The sequence below is a fragment of the Aestuariibius sp. HNIBRBA575 genome (assembly GCF_040932005.1).
Taxonomy (GTDB): Bacteria; Pseudomonadota; Alphaproteobacteria; order Rhodobacterales; family Rhodobacteraceae; genus CANLNM01.
The window spans coordinates 40,822-56,927 of record NZ_CP162415.1 but is presented as its reverse complement, the minus strand read 5'-3'; the positions used below and the strand labels follow the sequence as shown (position 1 = coordinate 56,927).

14 protein-coding genes are annotated in these 16,106 nt (G+C 56.2%); 9 read left to right on the top strand and 5 right to left on the bottom strand.

Annotated features, from left to right (window positions below):
* Nucleotides 1-978 carry an acyltransferase family protein gene (locus AB1F12_RS16980; RefSeq protein ID WP_368188416.1) on the top strand — a complete coding sequence of 326 codons (978 nt, stop codon included), beginning with the start codon at nt 1-3 and terminating at the stop codon, nt 976-978.
* Here the strand turns inward: AB1F12_RS16980 and AB1F12_RS16975 are convergent.
* Together AB1F12_RS16975 and AB1F12_RS16970 are read right to left on the bottom strand one after the other, a co-directional pair.
* Nucleotides 950-1,948, bottom strand: coding sequence for a sulfotransferase (locus tag AB1F12_RS16975; protein WP_368188415.1), 999 nt, complete (start codon nt 1,946-1,948; stop codon nt 950-952). The genes AB1F12_RS16980 and AB1F12_RS16975 overlap by 29 nt on opposite strands.
* Nucleotides 1,945-3,414, bottom strand: a complete 1,470-nt coding sequence (locus tag AB1F12_RS16970; RefSeq protein WP_368188414.1) for a hypothetical protein — start codon at nt 3,412-3,414, stop codon at nt 1,945-1,947. Before AB1F12_RS16970 ends, AB1F12_RS16975 begins: the two co-directional genes overlap by 4 nt.
* Before the next feature lie 209 nt (nt 3,415-3,623).
* Between AB1F12_RS16970 and AB1F12_RS16965 the strand changes: the two genes are divergently transcribed.
* The 3 genes from AB1F12_RS16965 to AB1F12_RS16955 are packed head-to-tail and all read left to right on the top strand — an operon-like array spanning nt 3,624 to nt 6,450.
* Nucleotides 3,624-4,619 (top strand): glycosyltransferase family 2 protein, encoded by a 996-nt coding sequence (locus tag AB1F12_RS16965; RefSeq protein ID WP_368188413.1) that lies wholly within the window; start codon nt 3,624-3,626, stop codon nt 4,617-4,619.
* Nucleotides 4,620-4,624: 5 nt separating this feature from the next.
* Nucleotides 4,625-5,476 (top strand): sulfotransferase domain-containing protein, encoded by an 852-nt coding sequence (locus tag AB1F12_RS16960; protein WP_368188412.1) that lies wholly within the window; start codon nt 4,625-4,627, stop codon nt 5,474-5,476.
* Complete coding sequence (locus tag AB1F12_RS16955; protein WP_368188411.1) at nt 5,476-6,450, top strand: glycosyltransferase family 2 protein; 975 nt, start codon at nt 5,476-5,478, stop codon at nt 6,448-6,450. The genes AB1F12_RS16960 and AB1F12_RS16955 overlap by 1 nt, the downstream gene beginning before the upstream one ends.
* 3 nt (nt 6,451-6,453) lie before the next feature.
* Here AB1F12_RS16955 and AB1F12_RS16950 read toward each other — a convergent pair whose 3' ends face one another.
* From AB1F12_RS16950 to AB1F12_RS16940, 3 genes are read right to left on the bottom strand one after another with little or no spacing between them, the layout of a single operon-like run.
* The gene (locus AB1F12_RS16950) at nt 6,454-7,314 is read right to left on the bottom strand and encodes a CpsD/CapB family tyrosine-protein kinase (RefSeq protein ID WP_368188410.1); all 861 of its coding nucleotides are present in this window, start codon (nt 7,312-7,314) and stop codon (nt 6,454-6,456) included.
* Between the two features lie 12 nt (nt 7,315-7,326).
* A complete protein-coding gene (locus tag AB1F12_RS16945; RefSeq protein WP_368188409.1) occupies nt 7,327-8,874 on the bottom strand; it encodes a GumC family protein in 1,548 nt (515 codons plus the stop codon).
* Complete coding sequence (locus AB1F12_RS16940; RefSeq protein WP_368188408.1) at nt 8,871-9,719, bottom strand: ExeA family protein; 849 nt, start codon at nt 9,717-9,719, stop codon at nt 8,871-8,873. The genes AB1F12_RS16945 and AB1F12_RS16940 overlap by 4 nt, the downstream gene beginning before the upstream one ends.
* A 206-nt stretch (nt 9,720-9,925) precedes the next feature.
* On the opposite strand from AB1F12_RS16940, the gene AB1F12_RS16935 reads away from it, so the two are divergent.
* The 5 genes from AB1F12_RS16935 to AB1F12_RS16915 all read left to right on the top strand — a co-directional run bounded on the left by AB1F12_RS16935 (nt 9,926) and on the right by AB1F12_RS16915 (nt 16,068).
* Entirely contained in the window at nt 9,926-12,367 is a 2,442-nt protein-coding gene (locus AB1F12_RS16935; protein WP_368188407.1) for a tetratricopeptide repeat protein, read from the top strand.
* A 135-nt stretch (nt 12,368-12,502) separates the two neighbouring features.
* Nucleotides 12,503-13,099 (top strand): polysaccharide biosynthesis/export family protein, encoded by a 597-nt coding sequence (locus AB1F12_RS16930; protein ID WP_368188406.1) that lies wholly within the window; start codon nt 12,503-12,505, stop codon nt 13,097-13,099.
* 3 nt (nt 13,100-13,102) lie between these two features.
* The gene (locus AB1F12_RS16925) at nt 13,103-14,479 is read left to right on the top strand and encodes a hypothetical protein (RefSeq protein WP_368188405.1); all 1,377 of its coding nucleotides are present in this window, start codon (nt 13,103-13,105) and stop codon (nt 14,477-14,479) included.
* A 98-nt stretch (nt 14,480-14,577) separates the two neighbouring features.
* On the top strand, nt 14,578-15,252 hold the full coding sequence (locus AB1F12_RS16920) for a rhomboid family intramembrane serine protease (protein WP_368188469.1): 675 nt from the start codon (nt 14,578-14,580) through the stop codon (nt 15,250-15,252).
* 261 nt (nt 15,253-15,513) lie between these two features.
* Complete coding sequence (locus AB1F12_RS16915) at nt 15,514-16,068, top strand: lectin-like protein (protein WP_368188468.1); 555 nt, start codon at nt 15,514-15,516, stop codon at nt 16,066-16,068.
* Nucleotides 16,069-16,106 lie beyond the last annotated feature (38 nt).

Genomic DNA, 16,106 nt, shown 5'->3' with positions numbered 1-16,106 from the left:
ATGACCCGCCCACAGCATATCCCTCTGCCTGATATCGCCAAAGGGATTGGGATCATATTGGTGGTGTTTGGCCATGTCTGGCGCGGCCTGGCCGAAGCCGGGCTTCTGCAGAAGGGGGCGGTTTTTGAAACGGTGGATGCAGCCGTCTATGCCTTTCATATGCCGCTGTTTTTTGTATTGTCGGGCTGGTTTTTTCCACAGCTTTTAACCCGAGGCACAGCCGTCACCTTTGTGGGGCGTATCAGTCAACGACTGTTTTACCCGCTCTGCCTATGGACTTATATTTTTATCGCCTTCAAAGTTCTGGCCGGCAGTGCCGCCAACAGCCCGCTGGGGTTGGATGCCTTTTTGCGCTGGCCCGTTCCCGGTTATTTGCACCTGTGGTTCCTCTGGGCGCTGATTGTTCTGCAATTGGGGGGGCTTTTGATGCGCCCCCTTGTGCGACGATGGCCGGTTTTTGTGGCGCTGGGGGGCATGGCTGCGGCGATGACCGTGCTGCAATCAGGTCTGTGGCTGAGCCCGTTATGGCACCAAGCCCTGAAAATGGCGCCTTATTTCTTTGGGGGCATGGTGCTGGGTCAGTTTAAATGGCCGCAGATCACAGGCGGTCTGTGGGTCGGGCTCGGGGTGTTTGTCATCAGTGATATCGGGCTGATACTTGACGTTGCCCCCCGTGGCTTTGCCCAATCAAGCCTAACCGTTTCTTGTGTTGGGGGCTTGTTATTTGCCTTGCATCATCTCCGCTCAGAGAGGCCGATCTGGGCTGGGGTGCAACGGATCGGGCAATGTTCGCTGGCGATCTATCTCTGTCATACAATCCTATCTGCTGGGTGGCGGATTGGGCTTGTGCAACTTGGAATAACCGCGGTGCCGATCCACCTGATCACCGGGGTTGGCATTGGGGTGCTGATGCCAATGCTATGGCACCACCACAAGGTTTCCCCCAAGATCAGGTTGGTGTTTTTCGGGCAAGCCTAGCCTTGCGCCGCTCTTGGAGGCGAAACCGCAGGCTGCGCCATGTTGAGCGGGCCAAATCCGCGACATCTGACAGGGCAATGGATTTACGGCGACGCTCAAATCCCAGCGCGTCGATCTGACGGTTACAAAGCCCGGAAACCAAGGCATGTTCCAGCCCAGTCAACACACGTGCCGGCTCAGATTGTGGGGCATTTCCATGGGATGAATTGGGGCGGGGCGGTTTGGTGACAGCCCCCACCGATCCAAGCGACAAAAATGACGACAGCGTTTCCGCCGTCTGCTGTGTGTCGCGCGTTAACGCATCAAAGGTGATCAGGCAGGTGCGATCGGGATGTAATTGCATTTCACGCTGTGCCGCGCGCGCCGCCATCCGCCAATACAGCGCATAAAACACCGGGTGATACCGATCCGGGTGCCCGTCCTGCGAGTCCACCGGCATAAACTTAAAGGATTTCAGCACGTCGTGGGGCTGACGCAGCAAAAACACAACCCGCGCATCCGGATATTTGCGACGCAGATTGTCCAGATTGCGAAAGGCCTTTGGCAGTTTATAACCCCAGCGGGATTTCCCTGCCCGCTGTGCCAGACGGATCATCCATTCCTTTTGCAGATCCATCCAATCAATAGGTTGCGCGCCAATCGCCTGTTTCAGCGCCGCATTCATCGGGTCCACTTCGTCCTTGGACATGTTGGGAATAGCATAAGATCCAAATCGCAGCCGCGCCCGAATTTGCCAGCCCAGAAAAAACAGCAACTTGTCCAGCTGGCCTTCGCCCAAGGGGCCGGTTGCGCCGATCTCCTTGGCTTTGTCCTGCAGATACAGATCGTCAAACACATAAAGATCCGGCAATTGCGACAAAACATGACTGAGGAACGAAGACCCCGACCGCGGGAGCCCAACCACAATAACCGGCGCATTATCCGTGTCCGGTCGGGTGAGAAGATCTGAACTTAACAATGTGTCTGTCATTGCGAAACTGCCCTGCGCTTGCGTGAATATTTAGGAGGCTGAACAGCCATTTCGGGGGGGGATTGTGTCTGTCCCAACACCGCCCATAACGCCCCCGCCAATAGAAACAGCGGTGCGACAAGCGACGAATTGGGGATCAGGTCAACCAGGTTGGCCGTCACCATCAGGCCGATCCCGGCTTCGATTCCTGAATTTTGGCGATTGCCCCGCAATGCCAGCAGGATCGGTGGCATACAGAGCAGGAAAAACCGCCCCAAATAGCCCAGCCAGCCAAAAACCCCGATCTGAATGATCCACGACCCGTCCGTGACAGATAAATCGCGCCCGGTCCGGTCATCAAAAACCCGGTTTCGTGACCAAAGCCCCCAACCGGCCAATGGTTTTTCATTGGCGTGTTCCAGCAGCAGATCTTCGTTATCCAGGCGAAATGACAGGGATTGTGCGCGGGCTGGATTGATCCGTTCGGCCTGATCAATGATGGCATCAATCGGGATCAGTCCCGCCCCCCGCGCCAAGGGATAAATCAACACAATCGCAGACAGGCTGGCGGCCGCCAGCAATTGCACCCGGCGCCCGGTCATCAGGATCAACGGCACAAAAGCCATCGCCAGCATTGTCGCGCCCAGATTGCGCGATAGATACAGGATTGGAAAAAACCACAAACAGGCAAACAGCCATAACACCCGGTTTTTAGGGTTCGGATCACCACGCACCAAAATCGCTGCGGCCATCGTGGCCAGACACAGGAACATCCCAACCCGCAACCCGTGGCCCACAAACCCCATGGCTCTAAACTGACCGCCGCGAACATGTTGCGCAAAGGAATGGGTATGAAACCCGTATACCCACCGATGCAATTGCGGGCTGAGCCGCCATTCGATCAACACCAGAACCGAATAAAACAGCCCCGCAATAACGAACACTTTTAGCACAGAGATTAAAACATCCCGGCGGCCCAATGTCGCGCGCGCCAACCAGAACGGCAACAGCACCACAATCAGGTTTTGCGCCATGGCCAACGTATCATAGGGCCGCATCGCAGGCAGGACCAAAGGCCCATAAAACAACGGTTCCCGATTGGTCCGCCATGTGACAAAACAGGCTACAATCAACATCACGACAACCAAATTACACAAGCGCTGCCAGCGGGGATATTGGCGCCGGGATTTGCGTGTGGCTTTGGGGGAATCCACCCCCCCGTTTTCTGGGCTGGCTTGGTCTCTTAGGCGGGCGCGTCGCGCGGCGATCTGATCCTGTTTTTTAGATTTGCGTCGCGCCAATAACAGACACAGCATCGCGGCCAGCGACGGCACCAGAACCTTATCAAAGGTTGGCAGGACCGGCAGGTTAATCCCGATCTTTTCAGGCAGCAGCAGATACCCCCACAGCACCGAAATGACCACCGCCTGACCTTCGGGCCAGCGGCGGAAAATCAGCGCGGTGATCGGAAACCACGCAAAAAGCATAAAATAAGCAAAAGCAATTTGCAAAACTTAGCCAACCTTAAAGCGACGACCCTTGGAACCTGTCACAGAACCCCATCCAAGACGAGATGTCTTTTCTCTGAGACAGAGAATTTCGCGAAATGCCACAAGTTCTAGCTTGCGACAAAATTGGATTTAATTCATCAACAAACACATTATTTGTGCTTTTTTCCGGAGAAAATATACTTGCCATGGACTTTGGAGACGCAACCGCCCCCCCTTATGAGTTGCTGATTTCTATCATCAATTACAAAACAGCACAGATGACATTGGATTGTCTGAATTCTGTCGTTGCAGACCTTGATGCACATCGCCCAAACCTATCTGTGAAGGTTGTTGTCATCGATAATGCTTCGCATGACGGATCTGCTGAAACAATTGACCATTGGATAAAGACATCTCAGGAATCTGACCGGGTTACCCTCATTCAATCGGATAGGAACACTGGGTTTTCCGGGGGGCATAATCTGGGCCTGACCGCAGCCCGTGCAAAGTATTATCTGATCCTGAATTCTGATGCGGTGTTGCGGCCCAATTTCTGCAGTGCAATCTTGAACGCAGCACAAAGCCAACCCGAAATTGGCCTGTTTGCGCCCCGGTTGGAACATGAGGATGGCCAGGCGCAAATCAGCTGTTTCCGGTTCGCTTCAATTCTGTCGGAGCTGGATCGGGGCGCAAAGACCGGGCTGATTTCAACGATGTTGCGACACACCCAGATTGCATTGGGTACCCCGCCTGATCCCACCCAGATCGAATGGGCCAGTTTTGCCTGTATTTTGCTGTCCGGAAAAATGCTTGGACATGTTGGATTGATGGATGATGGCTATTTTCTATATTTTGAAGATTCCGAATATTGTCTACGGGCGGCCAGGGCAGGGTGGAAAATCGCCTATATCCCAGACGCGGTCGCCGTGCACTTTCGAGGGGGATCAGCCCCTGTCAAAAGCTTGTCCGCGCAGAAAAAGCGCCTTCCTGGTTACTATTACGCGTCTCGCACCAGGTTTCTGTATCAACGATACGGTCATCTGGGATTGTTGGCGGCCAATATTGCGTGGAGTATGGGGCGGGGCATTGCCTGGGCCCGGCTCCTCTTAGCGCGTACCCCTCCCAAAGCGCACCAAGCTGAATGGCGTGATATCTGGACCAATTTCAGCTCCCCACTTGGGGCCTCTCGCGCACCCGAGTAAATAGTATGAATCAGCCTCCCTCTCTCCCCGACTTCATCATCATTGGTGCCATGAAATGTGGCACTTCAACACTTGCCGCGCAGCTTAGCGCTCAAGAAGGTCTGTTCATGACCACCCCAAAGGAACCCAATTTCTTTTCTGATGATGCCGAATTTTCCCGGGGGCACGACTGGTATCAATCGCTCTATTCAACCGCCCAGACCGGTGATCTATGTGGCGAAGCCAGCACACACTACACCAAGCTGCCAACCTATCCAGAGACACTTCCACGCTTGTTGGCCAGTGGCGCGACCCCAAAACTGATTTATATCCTACGTGATCCAATTGAACGCCTGATCTCCCATTATATTCACGAATGGACTCAAGGTGTCATGCAGGGTCCGATTGAACAGGCTGTCACGCGCCATCCGGAGTTACAGGCTTATAGTGAATATGGGACCCAAATTTCTCCTTGGGTGGATGCCTATGGCTCAGATAACATTCTAATCCTTAACATGGCACAACTCAAAACAGATCCCCAAGCGATGCTAATGCAGGTGGGCCAGTTCCTACAACGACCTGATTTGGCCTGGCAAAATGATCAAGCCCGAGTAAACGTGTCCAGCGAACGTATCCGTAAACGCCCACTGGATCGGTTGTTGATCGGCAACCCGGTCGCAACCTGGTTGCGCCGCAGCCTTGTCCCCCAAAGCCTGCGCGATGTTGTGAAGGCCAAACGTCAGATTCAAAATCGACCCAGCCTACCCCTTCCGATGCGCAACAATCTGATCACAACATTTCGCGCGGATCGCCAAAAACTGCTTAGAATGTTCCCAGATCGCCCAGAGCTCTCCGGCATCTACCCGGATCCATCCTGATGCATTCCGCCCCTATAAGCATCGCCGCCATCGTGATTGGCCGCAACGAAGGCGATCGTTTGGTGCAATGTCTGACATCCCTGCGCGGGTTTGACAGGATTGTGTATGTGGACAGCGGATCAACTGATGGATCCGTGGAAATGGCACAGGGGCGCGGCGTCGAAGTTGTGGCGTTGGACATGCGCCAAAAATTCACCGCAGCCCGGGCGCGCAATGCGGGCATTGCGCAGCTTTCAGGCTCTAATCCACCTGAATTTGTCCAATTTCTGGACGGGGATTGCGAATTGCAGGGCGGTTGGCTGGATCAAGCCAAGGCCCATCTGATCGCCCATCCTGATATCGCCGTGGTCTGTGGGCGGCGGCGGGAACGGTTTCCCGACGCATCCCTCTATAACGCGCAATGTGATCGGGAATGGGACACGCCTATCGGGCAGGCCCGCGCCTGTGGCGGCGATGCCTTGATGCGTTTTGACGCTGTGCAACAGGTGGGCGGCTATAATCCCGGTTTGATTGCAGGCGAAGAGCCTGAAATGTGTGTGCGTCTGCGTGCCAAAGGGTGGAAAATCTGGCGGATCGATGTGGAAATGGCGCTGCATGACGCGGCCATGACCCGGTTTTCACAATATTGGAAACGCGCCCGGCGATCCGGTCATGCCTTTGCCGAAGGGGCCTTTTTGCACGGATCCCCGCCTGAAAAACACTTTGTCAGCGAAACAAAACGTTCGGCCCTATGGGGGCTGGGGATACCGGCGCTGATCGTATTTTTGAGTTTGATCAGCCCTTGGGCGTTGATGCTGATCTGGGTCTATCCCGCCCAAATCCTGCGCATGGCACGACGGGACGGGTTCACCAAACTGGGGTGGCAAACCGCGATATTGCTGACATTGGCGAAATTCGCCGAAGGGCAGGGTGTGCTGGAATTTCACCTGCGCCGGTTGCTGAACCGTCCCGCCGGGCTGATCGAATATAAATAGCGATCAGGAATAACCGTAGGAATAGCCGTACTTGCTGCGATCCCCATCTTCGGGGAAATTGCATTTGTTCAGCACAACCCCCACCAGATTGGTCAACCCCACCAGCCGTTCTTCGATTTTTTCGATCTGGCTGGGCGGGGTATGTTCGGCTTCGACCACCAAAATCACCCCATCAATGTGACGCAAAAACCCCAGCGCATCATCCACCACCAGAAACGGCGGCATATCAAACAGCATCAGGTCAGGTTCATAGGCCTGCTCCGTTTCGCTGAGAAAGGTTTCCATCTGATGGCTTTGCAGCAATTCAGACGATTGTGACACAGGGCCCCGGTTCAAGCCAAAGGCCAGATTGGCCCCATACCGTTGGACATTGTCCTGCAAAGGCACCTGCCCGGTGATCACCTGTCCCAGATCCGAGGCAGGTTGCTGCCCCAGCAATCGGTGCATCGCCGGGCGGCGCAAATCCAGATCAAACACCATCGTGCGTTGAAACGGCAACCGCCCCAAAGCAAAGGCCAGATTGGTCAATGTGGTGCTTTTGCCTGCATTCGGCGCCGGAGACGTGATGGCGATCCGTTTGTATTTCTTGCGCTGCACCTCGTCGCGCAACCGGGTGCGCAACAGGTCATAGGACCCGGCTTCGGCAACGCCGTCCTGGGCAATGATCCGGTTCTTGGCCAGCGTTTTCAGATCCACATTCATCCGCGGCAAGCTGTCCCAGACATCTGCGTTACCAGACGGGGCAACAGGGGCCGGATGCCCCGCCCGCAAAGCCGAAGATCTGGGCTGCGTGACAGGCCCGGCTTCGGTTTGACCTTGGCGGCTGGCGCGGGCTTTTTCTAATGCACGTTGCAGTTTTTCCACAGACCCGTCCCCTTACAAATAAAAGCCAAAACGCGACGCCAATCGCGCGATCACCACATCCAGCGGCATATAATACACATGGAATGCATAAAGCCCGCCCGGAATGGTCAGGAAAATCACAATCACCACAAAGCTGCGCATCGCAAACCGACGGCGTTTTTCACGACGGGTGCGCATATAAGGAATGGTCGCCAGTGGGGTGATCCCCATGCCCCGGACCAAATCCGCCGGACGTTTGATTGCGCTGGACAGGAATTCCAGCGCCACAATCAGCCCCATCCCGGCAAACGCCCCGCCCAGAACACCGCCCGCGGCCACAAGTTTGCGGTTGGGTTTATAAGGATCCGACGGAATGGCCGGTTGTTCGATCACGGTCACACGCTGACCTTGGGACAGGGTTTCAATCCGTTCCCCGGTTGACGCGCGCGCCAGCCGATCAACAGCCGTGTTATACTGGGCCTGAATATTGTCGTAATCCCGGTTCAACGCCTCCAGCGCGATGGCATTGGCCGGGGTGGCTGCAATGGATGTTTCGATCTCGACCAATTGGGCTTCGTAGCGGGTCTTTTCTTCGGCCAGCTGTTCCAGTCGGGTTTCGATTTCTGACACTTGCAGACCAAACATAATCTGCGCCGGGTCTTGGGGGGCTTCGACTTCGGTTTCGGTTGCAGGGGTCGTATCTAGGCTCTGTTCCAGCTGAAGAACCCGATTACGCAACGCCAGAACCCTTGGGTTTGTGTCTGAATAGACCGCTTCTAGGTCGGTCAGCTGCACACGCATTTCAGCCAGACGACGCTCTTCGGGGCTCATTTGGGTGGGGGTCGGCGCGGTCGTGCGTCCGGTTGCGTCAAACACCTGGATCAACCGTTCACGCTGTTCAATCTGGCCAGACACTTCGCGGTCGATCTGGGCAATCCGATCCTGCACATTCAATTGCAAGGTACGCAGGTAATTCAGCCCCTCAGGCAGGGCGGCGGCATTTTCGTTTTTAAAGCTCAGAATGCGCGCGCTTTGTTGGGACAATTCGTCGCCCAGACGGGTCACTTCTTGGCGGAAAAACCGTTCGGTCTGACCGGCGCGGGTGGACCGATATTGTGCGTCTTCTTCTTGCAAGAAGGTCAGATATTCATCCAGAACCGCCGCCGTGATCCCGGCGCGCGGACTGTCAAAGGACAGGGTCATCAGCGTCGCCTGATCCCGCCCGGTAGAACTGCGCACGGATGTGGCACTGCGCATGGCCTCTACGATTTCATCCGGGTTCATGCGGCCCTGATCGGCAAAGGGGCGCAGCCGGTTGGCCACATCCAACAGGTTGTCACGGGTCAGCAGGCGGGTTTCAAAGATCTGCAATTGTTCGCGCGCGGCCACATCCACGGTCGATTCCGCCAGATCGCCGGGGATCTGCGCGCTTTCGACCAGCAGGCGAGCCTGAGATTGATACACCGGGGGCAGGCTGAACGCAGCAAAGACCCCAATCGCGGACAAGGACAGAAACACCAGCAGAAACAGCGGCAGACGACGCCAGAACAGCGCGAGGTAAAACCGGATTTCTGTCATCATGGCCGCGTCTCCTGATCTGTACTGCGCAGAAAGACATCCGATTCCATCACGCTCTGGACATCCTCGGCGGTGGCGCTGGTCTGATCCTGCCCCCAAGCATAAAGCAAAGCCAAATCACAAAGTTGATTGAGAATACGGGGAATGCCGCCCGCATGTTCGTGGATCATGGCAATGGCACTGGCGGCGATTTCCGTACCGGTGCCGCCCACATTGGTCAGCCGGTGATGGATGTAATCGCTGGTTTCATCTGCCGTCAGCGCCTGTAGATGGATGGCCGCGGTAATCCGCTGGGCCAGTTGGCGCATATTGGGATGGCGCACCGTGTCGCGCAATTCGGGCTGGCCCACCAACAGCAATTGCAGCAATTCATCTTTGCCGGAATTGATATTGGTCAGCATCCGCACCTCTTCGAGCCCCTCTTGGGACAGGTTCTGGGCTTCGTCGACGATCAGCAGCACCCGCCGCCCGGCCGCATATTCGGCCAGCATAAAATCCTGAAAGGCGTGAAACACAGTCACGTAATCCGCATGAGGTTCCAGCGGCAGATCAAACGCCCTGAGCACCCAGCGCAGCAGATCATGCCGCCCGCCCTGCGCATTGGAAATCAAACCCACCGTGACCCCGTCATCCATCTGACGCAACAGGGTCTGAACCAGCGTGGTTTTGCCCGCACCAATTTCCCCCGTCAGCAATGTGACCGGGGATCGCGTGAACAATCCGTATTGCATCACATCAAATGCTTTGCGGTGCTGAGACGACCAAAACAACAAATCCGGGTCGGGCAATAGAGTAAAGGGTCTCTCGGAAAATCCGAAATGTTCCAGATAAAGTCGCTCTGACGCCATTTATAACCCCAATAAATATATAGACGGCCCAAAAGAACCGGCCTCGCATTCCTTACAGAAACCTGCCAAGCCCTGCAAAGATGAAAACCAACTTTGTTAAATTGTAATTTGCCATTATACGACAGGACCTAGCAAACCCGCGTATTTATGAGCCATCTTCTTTGGTCTCACCGTCCTTTTTCGCTTCTTATCTCTTGGAGATTTCTTTGACCCGCATTTTTCTTGTCCTGACACTGGCCCTTGGATTGGCTGCATGTAAATCCGCCGAGGAACGCGCCGCAGAACATTTCGAAACGGCGCAAGAATTATTGGCCCAAGGGGATGAATCCCGCGCTTTGGTGGAATTGCGTAACGCGTTGCTGCGTGACCCGACATTACGGGATGCGCGGCTGATGTTTGCCGAAATTCTGATGGAACAGGGCCGCACACGGGATGCGTTTGGGCAATATGTTCAGATCATCGAATCCATCCCACAGGACCTAGAGGCAAACCGCGCTCTGGCGACGCTCGCCTTTGAAAGTGGCGCATGGGAAGAAGCCGCCAAATATGCCGGGACGATCACATCGATTGATGATCAGGATGTGCCGGCCTTGGCGATTCTCGCGGCGCTGGATTATCGCAAAGCGGTTCTGGACAATGATCTGGCCCGTCAGGCCGATGCCACACGTCGCGCCACGGCCCTGATCGCACAGGACCCGACATTGCTGTCTGTGCACCGGATTTTGATCACCAGTGCCCTGCGGGACAACCGCCCGAATGACAGTCTGGATCAGGCCGAGCTGGGGCTGGAACATCACCCTCAGGACCGCGATCTGAATCTGGCCAAGCTGCAATCGCTGAACCTGCTGGGCATGGGCCCTGAGGTCGAAACCCAGCTGCTGCATATGACCACCCTGTTTCCCGAAGATCAGGACGTACAGCGGATGTTGATGGATTTTTACGTGCGGGCCGGACGTATTGACGACGCTTTGTCATGGCTTCGCGGCCGCATTGATCCCGACAGTGACATTGCCGATAACCGGCTGATCTATCTGCGCATTCTGGGCGAGGCCAAATCCAGTCAGGTGATGCTGGCGGAACTGACCGACATGCTGAACCAAACGCCGTTGCCCACAGACATAGAAGCGAACCTGCTGGATTTTATTATGATCAAAACCGGGGCCAGTTTTGCCCATGGGGATCAGGACGCGGCCATGGCTGAACTAGAGCAATCCATCGATGGGATGGAACCGTCCGAAGATGTAAACCAAATCCGGGTGCAACTGGCCCGGATGCGCGACGCTGTGGGCAATAATGTCGGCGCACGCGCGTTGATCGAACAGGTACTGGACCATGATGCGGGGCAGGTCGAGGCGTTGAAGATGCGGTCGCTCTGGCTGATCAGCGACGACAAAACCGCCGAAGCGATCCGCAACCTGCGCGAAGCTTTGGCCAATTCACCCAATGATTCAGAAACCGTATCGTTGCTGGCTTCGGCCTATCGCCGCGAGGGACGGATTGAATTGATGGCGGAAATGCTGTCGCGCGCTGTAGAAATGTCCAATCGCGGCCCCAATGAAACCCTGCGCTATACCGCCTATCTGAATGAACAACAGGAATATGTGTCGTCCGAATCGCTGTTGCTGGATTCCCTGCGTCAGAACCCCAGCAATCTGCAATTGCTGGTGGCCCTGACCCGTGTGCACCTAGCAATGGAAGACATCGGTCGTGTCCAGCAGGATATTGACGCCATCCGTCAGGGCTTTCCGGGGGCCGAAGGCGAAGCGGTGGCCAATGAGCTACAGGCGCAACTGCTGTCACAGACCCAACAGACCGACGCGCTGAGTGCGTTCCTGCAATCCCTGGCTGGCCAATCCGAAGGCCAGTATAATGCAGAAATCGCCATTATCCGCGATCTGATCCGCAACGGCCAACTGCCTGATGCCACCGATCGCGCCATGCAATTGGCCCAGACCTATCCCGATGAACCCGCAGTATTGTTGCTGCGGGCCCAGATCATCCGGGCCAATGGCGATCAGGAAACCGGCGTGGCCCAGATCCGTGATGTGACCGCCACCCATCCTGAATTCGAAGGCGGCTGGGGCGCGCTTTATGCGGCTTTGCGTCAGAACAACGATCTGCCCGGTGCCACCGATGTCCTGACCCAAGCCCGCGCCGCATTGCCCGACAGCCGGGCTTTGGCGTTGATGCAGGCCGGGTTGCACGAAGAAACCGAAGACTTCGACGCCGCCATTGCGCTTTATGAGATGCTCTATGAACGCAATGGGGATGATTTGCTGGTGACCAACAATCTGGCCAGCCTGCTGTCCACCAGCCGTAGTGATCCCGCCAGTCTGGACCGGGCCTGGCTGCTGGCACGCCGTCTGCGCGGCTCTCAGGTGCCTGCTTTGCTGGATACATTTGGCTGGATCGCCCTGCAGCGTGGCGAAGTCAACGACGCGCTTGAGGCGCTGGATATCGCGGCCGCGGCCCTGCCCGAAGAGCCCGTCGTCTGGTATCATCTGGGGCGGGCGCTGGCAGCAGATAGTCAGAAAACCGCCGCCGCACAGGCCTATGAAACGGCACAGAACCTGCTGGAACAGGGCGCGCGCGCCTATCCCGAACTGGGGCAGGAACTGGAACAGGCCGTCGCGGATCTGGCGCGCTAATCGCCCCGGACTGGGCCAATCGGTGCGGCCTTTGGGCCGCACTTCGCCCATGTCAGAGCCGTTTTCAGGACTTGTCGGTGATTTCACCGACATTTACGCGTATAAAGAACAAAACAATTCCAAATGGATTGAGGCATGACCAGATTATTCACCACCTTCTTTGCGGGTCTTTTGATGCTGTTGCCAGTCGCAGCACTGGCCTATCAAATCCAACCCGGCGACCAATTGCAGATCGAAGTTGTCGAAGACAACGCTCTGAACCGGGTGTTGCTGGTGCTGCCTGACGGGACCATCAATTTCCCCGGTGCCGGGTCCATCCGCGCCTCTGGCATGACCGCCGAAGGTCTGCGCGTGCGCATCACCGACCGGATTGCCGGTGATTTTGCATCCCGGCCCACCGTTTATGTCAGCGTCGCCCAATTGGCGCCGCCCCCCGCCCCGGTGGCCCCTGAACCCGACGAACCACAACTGGTCTATATCATGGGCGAAGTCGAAGGCCCCGGTGCCATGCCCGTCGAAGAAGGCATCACACTGCTACAGGCCATCGCCCAAGCCGGGGGGTTCACCCGCTTTGCCGCCACCAAACGGGTCGAACTGCGCCGCGTGGACAGCGAAACGGAAACCGAACGGGTGTTCTTGTTTGACTACAAAAACCGCACGGGTATTTCCGGCGCGACCCGCCTGACGGCCGGGGACGTGATCGTGGTGCCTGAACGCCGCCTGTTTGAATAAGCCATGCAATATCTGAAAAATACCGCCGCCCCCCGTCGTCAGATGGGGCGCGTTATGGCCGTGACGGGCTGTGCAATAATCGGGGCTGGCGGGGCCTATCCCATTCTGGCCCAAGACGCCCAAGGCCCGCATTCCACCTTTACCTATGGTTTGGTGTTTGACGCCGACAGCAACCCATCGCTGGACACATCTGATGCCAGCGGTGCCAGCCAGTTTCTGGGGCAGCTGGGCTATCAATATGACCAGAACCTGCGCAACACGCAGATGTCGCTGGGCGCGGATACCCGGTTTACCACGCAGGATGGCGCGCTGGCGCTGGATGATCCCCGCCTGACGCTGGGCTTTGATACCCGCGCATCACGGCATGCCGTTGGGCTGGACCTGAATTACCAGCGCTTTGATGTCTCGGACCTGACGCTGGCGCTGGATTCCACCGGCACGCCTGTGTTTTCCCAAACCGACGGCACCCGCGCAGTGACCAATCTGGGGCTCGACTTTGAGGGCGGGATTGATATGCCGCTGCGCTATCAGATTGCCTATGACGCCAAGGATATCCACCATTCCACCGGCGCATCATTGCTAAATGATGACAGTCTGGAACAGGATTGGAACCTGTCGATCAGCGCGGATTTGACCCCGGCCATCACCACGCGGTTGGTTCTGGAACACATTGACTACAATGTGGATGACAGCGACGACACCCAGCGGATCACACAGGCCGCCCGGCTGAGCACGGATTTTCAGCTGGATCAGGTCACCCGTCTGAACCTGTCTTTTGGCCAACGATCAGTAGAGACGCAAACCACCAGCGACACCACGCAACAAGATGGGTCGACATGGTCCATCGCCGCCTTCCGTGAGGATCGGCGCGGCGAATACGGCATTGCCCTGGATCAAACCGTCAAGGCAGGGGGCACCCGCCAGACCCTGACCCTGTCCCGGGATGCGGATTGGTCACTGGGCACAATCGAATCCAGCCTCGGCTATGTCTGGCGCGAAGATGACGCCACATCCTGGATTGGCACGCTGGATTTGCGGATCGACCGCCCGGATGCTGCCGTGACGCTGGGCCTGTCACGTCAGGCCAATGTGGCCAATGACGGCGATGTGACGGAACGCAGCCAGTTGCGCGGGCAGATGATCCAGCAGCTCAATGCGCAATCCCAGCTGAACTTTGGCCTGAGCGCCAGCCATGACGCGTTTGAAATCGACGACCAGTTTAGTGCCCAGGCCAGCGCCACATATCAGCGCCAGCTGAACGATGATGCCACGCTATCGGTCGCGCTGGAACGTCGGTTTTCGCGCAATACGGCAGATGAAACCGCCCATTCCAACGGGATCACCATTTCCTTCCAGCGGTCCCTGGGTCGGTTACATTAGGCCTGAAACCAACCGATCGCCCCCACAAGAGGGGGCTGTCATTTGCGTGTTGCCCCCTTATCTAAGGGGCAGGACATATATGAAACAAGGCAGGCAACATGGCCCAACCGGGCGCAGGGTCAGTTCATAATCCCACTCAAAACACCATAGGGCATGCCCTGTTGATTGGTCTTTTGTGTCTTTATGCTTTGCCGGAAATCCTGTTGTTTTTATTGGGTCTTTTGGGGGGCGATTTGCCGTTTTTGCGCGGCAAGATGTATCAAAACTTTGCGTTTTGGGCCGGGCTTTTGGGGGATTGGCGGCCCAATTATCCCGGTCAGACCATTGCGATGTTTTTCACCTATGGATTTGTGCATACCGGAATGCTGCATCTGGGCATGAACGCGCTCACGCTTTGGGGGCTTGGACGCACCCTGCTCGAAGATGTCAGCCCACGTCGGTTTATTGCCATCTATTGCGCCGGGGTTCTGGGCGGGGCGGTGGGCCATGCGGTTTTGACCACACGCCCGTTTCCAATGGTGGGCGCGTCAGGGGCATTGTTTGCCTTGGCCGGGGCCGTGATCTGGCTGCGCACAACAGAGCGGGACGCCTCAGAACCGGACCCGACCTGGCGCGATTATATACGGGATTTAATTTGGCCTTTAACGGCGCTGACCTTCATCAATGTGGTGATGTATTATGCCTTGGATGGCGGCCTCGCCTGGGAGGCGCATCTGGGTGGTTTTGTTGCCGGAATGACGACAATGGCCGCTTTGCCCCGGCAAAATTCCTAGATTCGTGCTTCGATTCGTAAAATTGGGGCACAGACACAAAAACACACGCAAGAGTTGCGTCTACTACATTAGCTCTCGCAGAAAGCGCCCAAATATCCTTAAAAACCTTCGTTTTTTTGGTTAACGGCCGACAATATCTTTGCCGTTTGATGAAAATTATATTAATGATGTTAAGGAATTTCCCGAAAGGTCACGCATGCTTTGCTGTCGGCTTGAGGGTGAATAGGTCAGAAAGCTGGCCGCATGGGTTAGGAAATTGAAATGAATTTTGCAAAAACCATTCTTGCAGCGACCGCAATTTCCGCGGGCTCAGCTGCATCTGCACTTCCGGTGCAATTCGCAGGTAACGGCCACTGGTACGAAGTTGTCGAAACTCAAGAGACACATTTTGGCGCTTTCCTTGGTGCGATGTCGTTGGGTGGCTACTTGGTCACGATCACTGACGCCGCGGAACAAGCGTTCATCGAATCCACATTTGGCAACGCGGCCCGTTACTGGACCGGTGGCAACGATATGGCTGTTGAAGGCGATTTTGAATGGATCGATGGTCCAGAAGCTGGCAACCCATTCACATATACCAACTGGCGCAACGGCGCTCCGCAGTCGAACTATGCGGGTCAGGACCACGTGTTCCTAGAAGACGGCACTGGCGAGTGGGTTGATGTGAACGGCAATAACGGCAACCACGTTTATGCCTATCTGGTTGAATACACGAGCTATATTCCACCTGTACCCGTTCCTGCTGGCCTGCCACTGGCCGCTGGTGCGCTGGGTCTGCTGGCCTTTGCCAAGCGTCGGAAAAACAAAAAAGCCTAATTTCGGCTTTTTCGAGATTGGATCCCTCATTGCCCGCC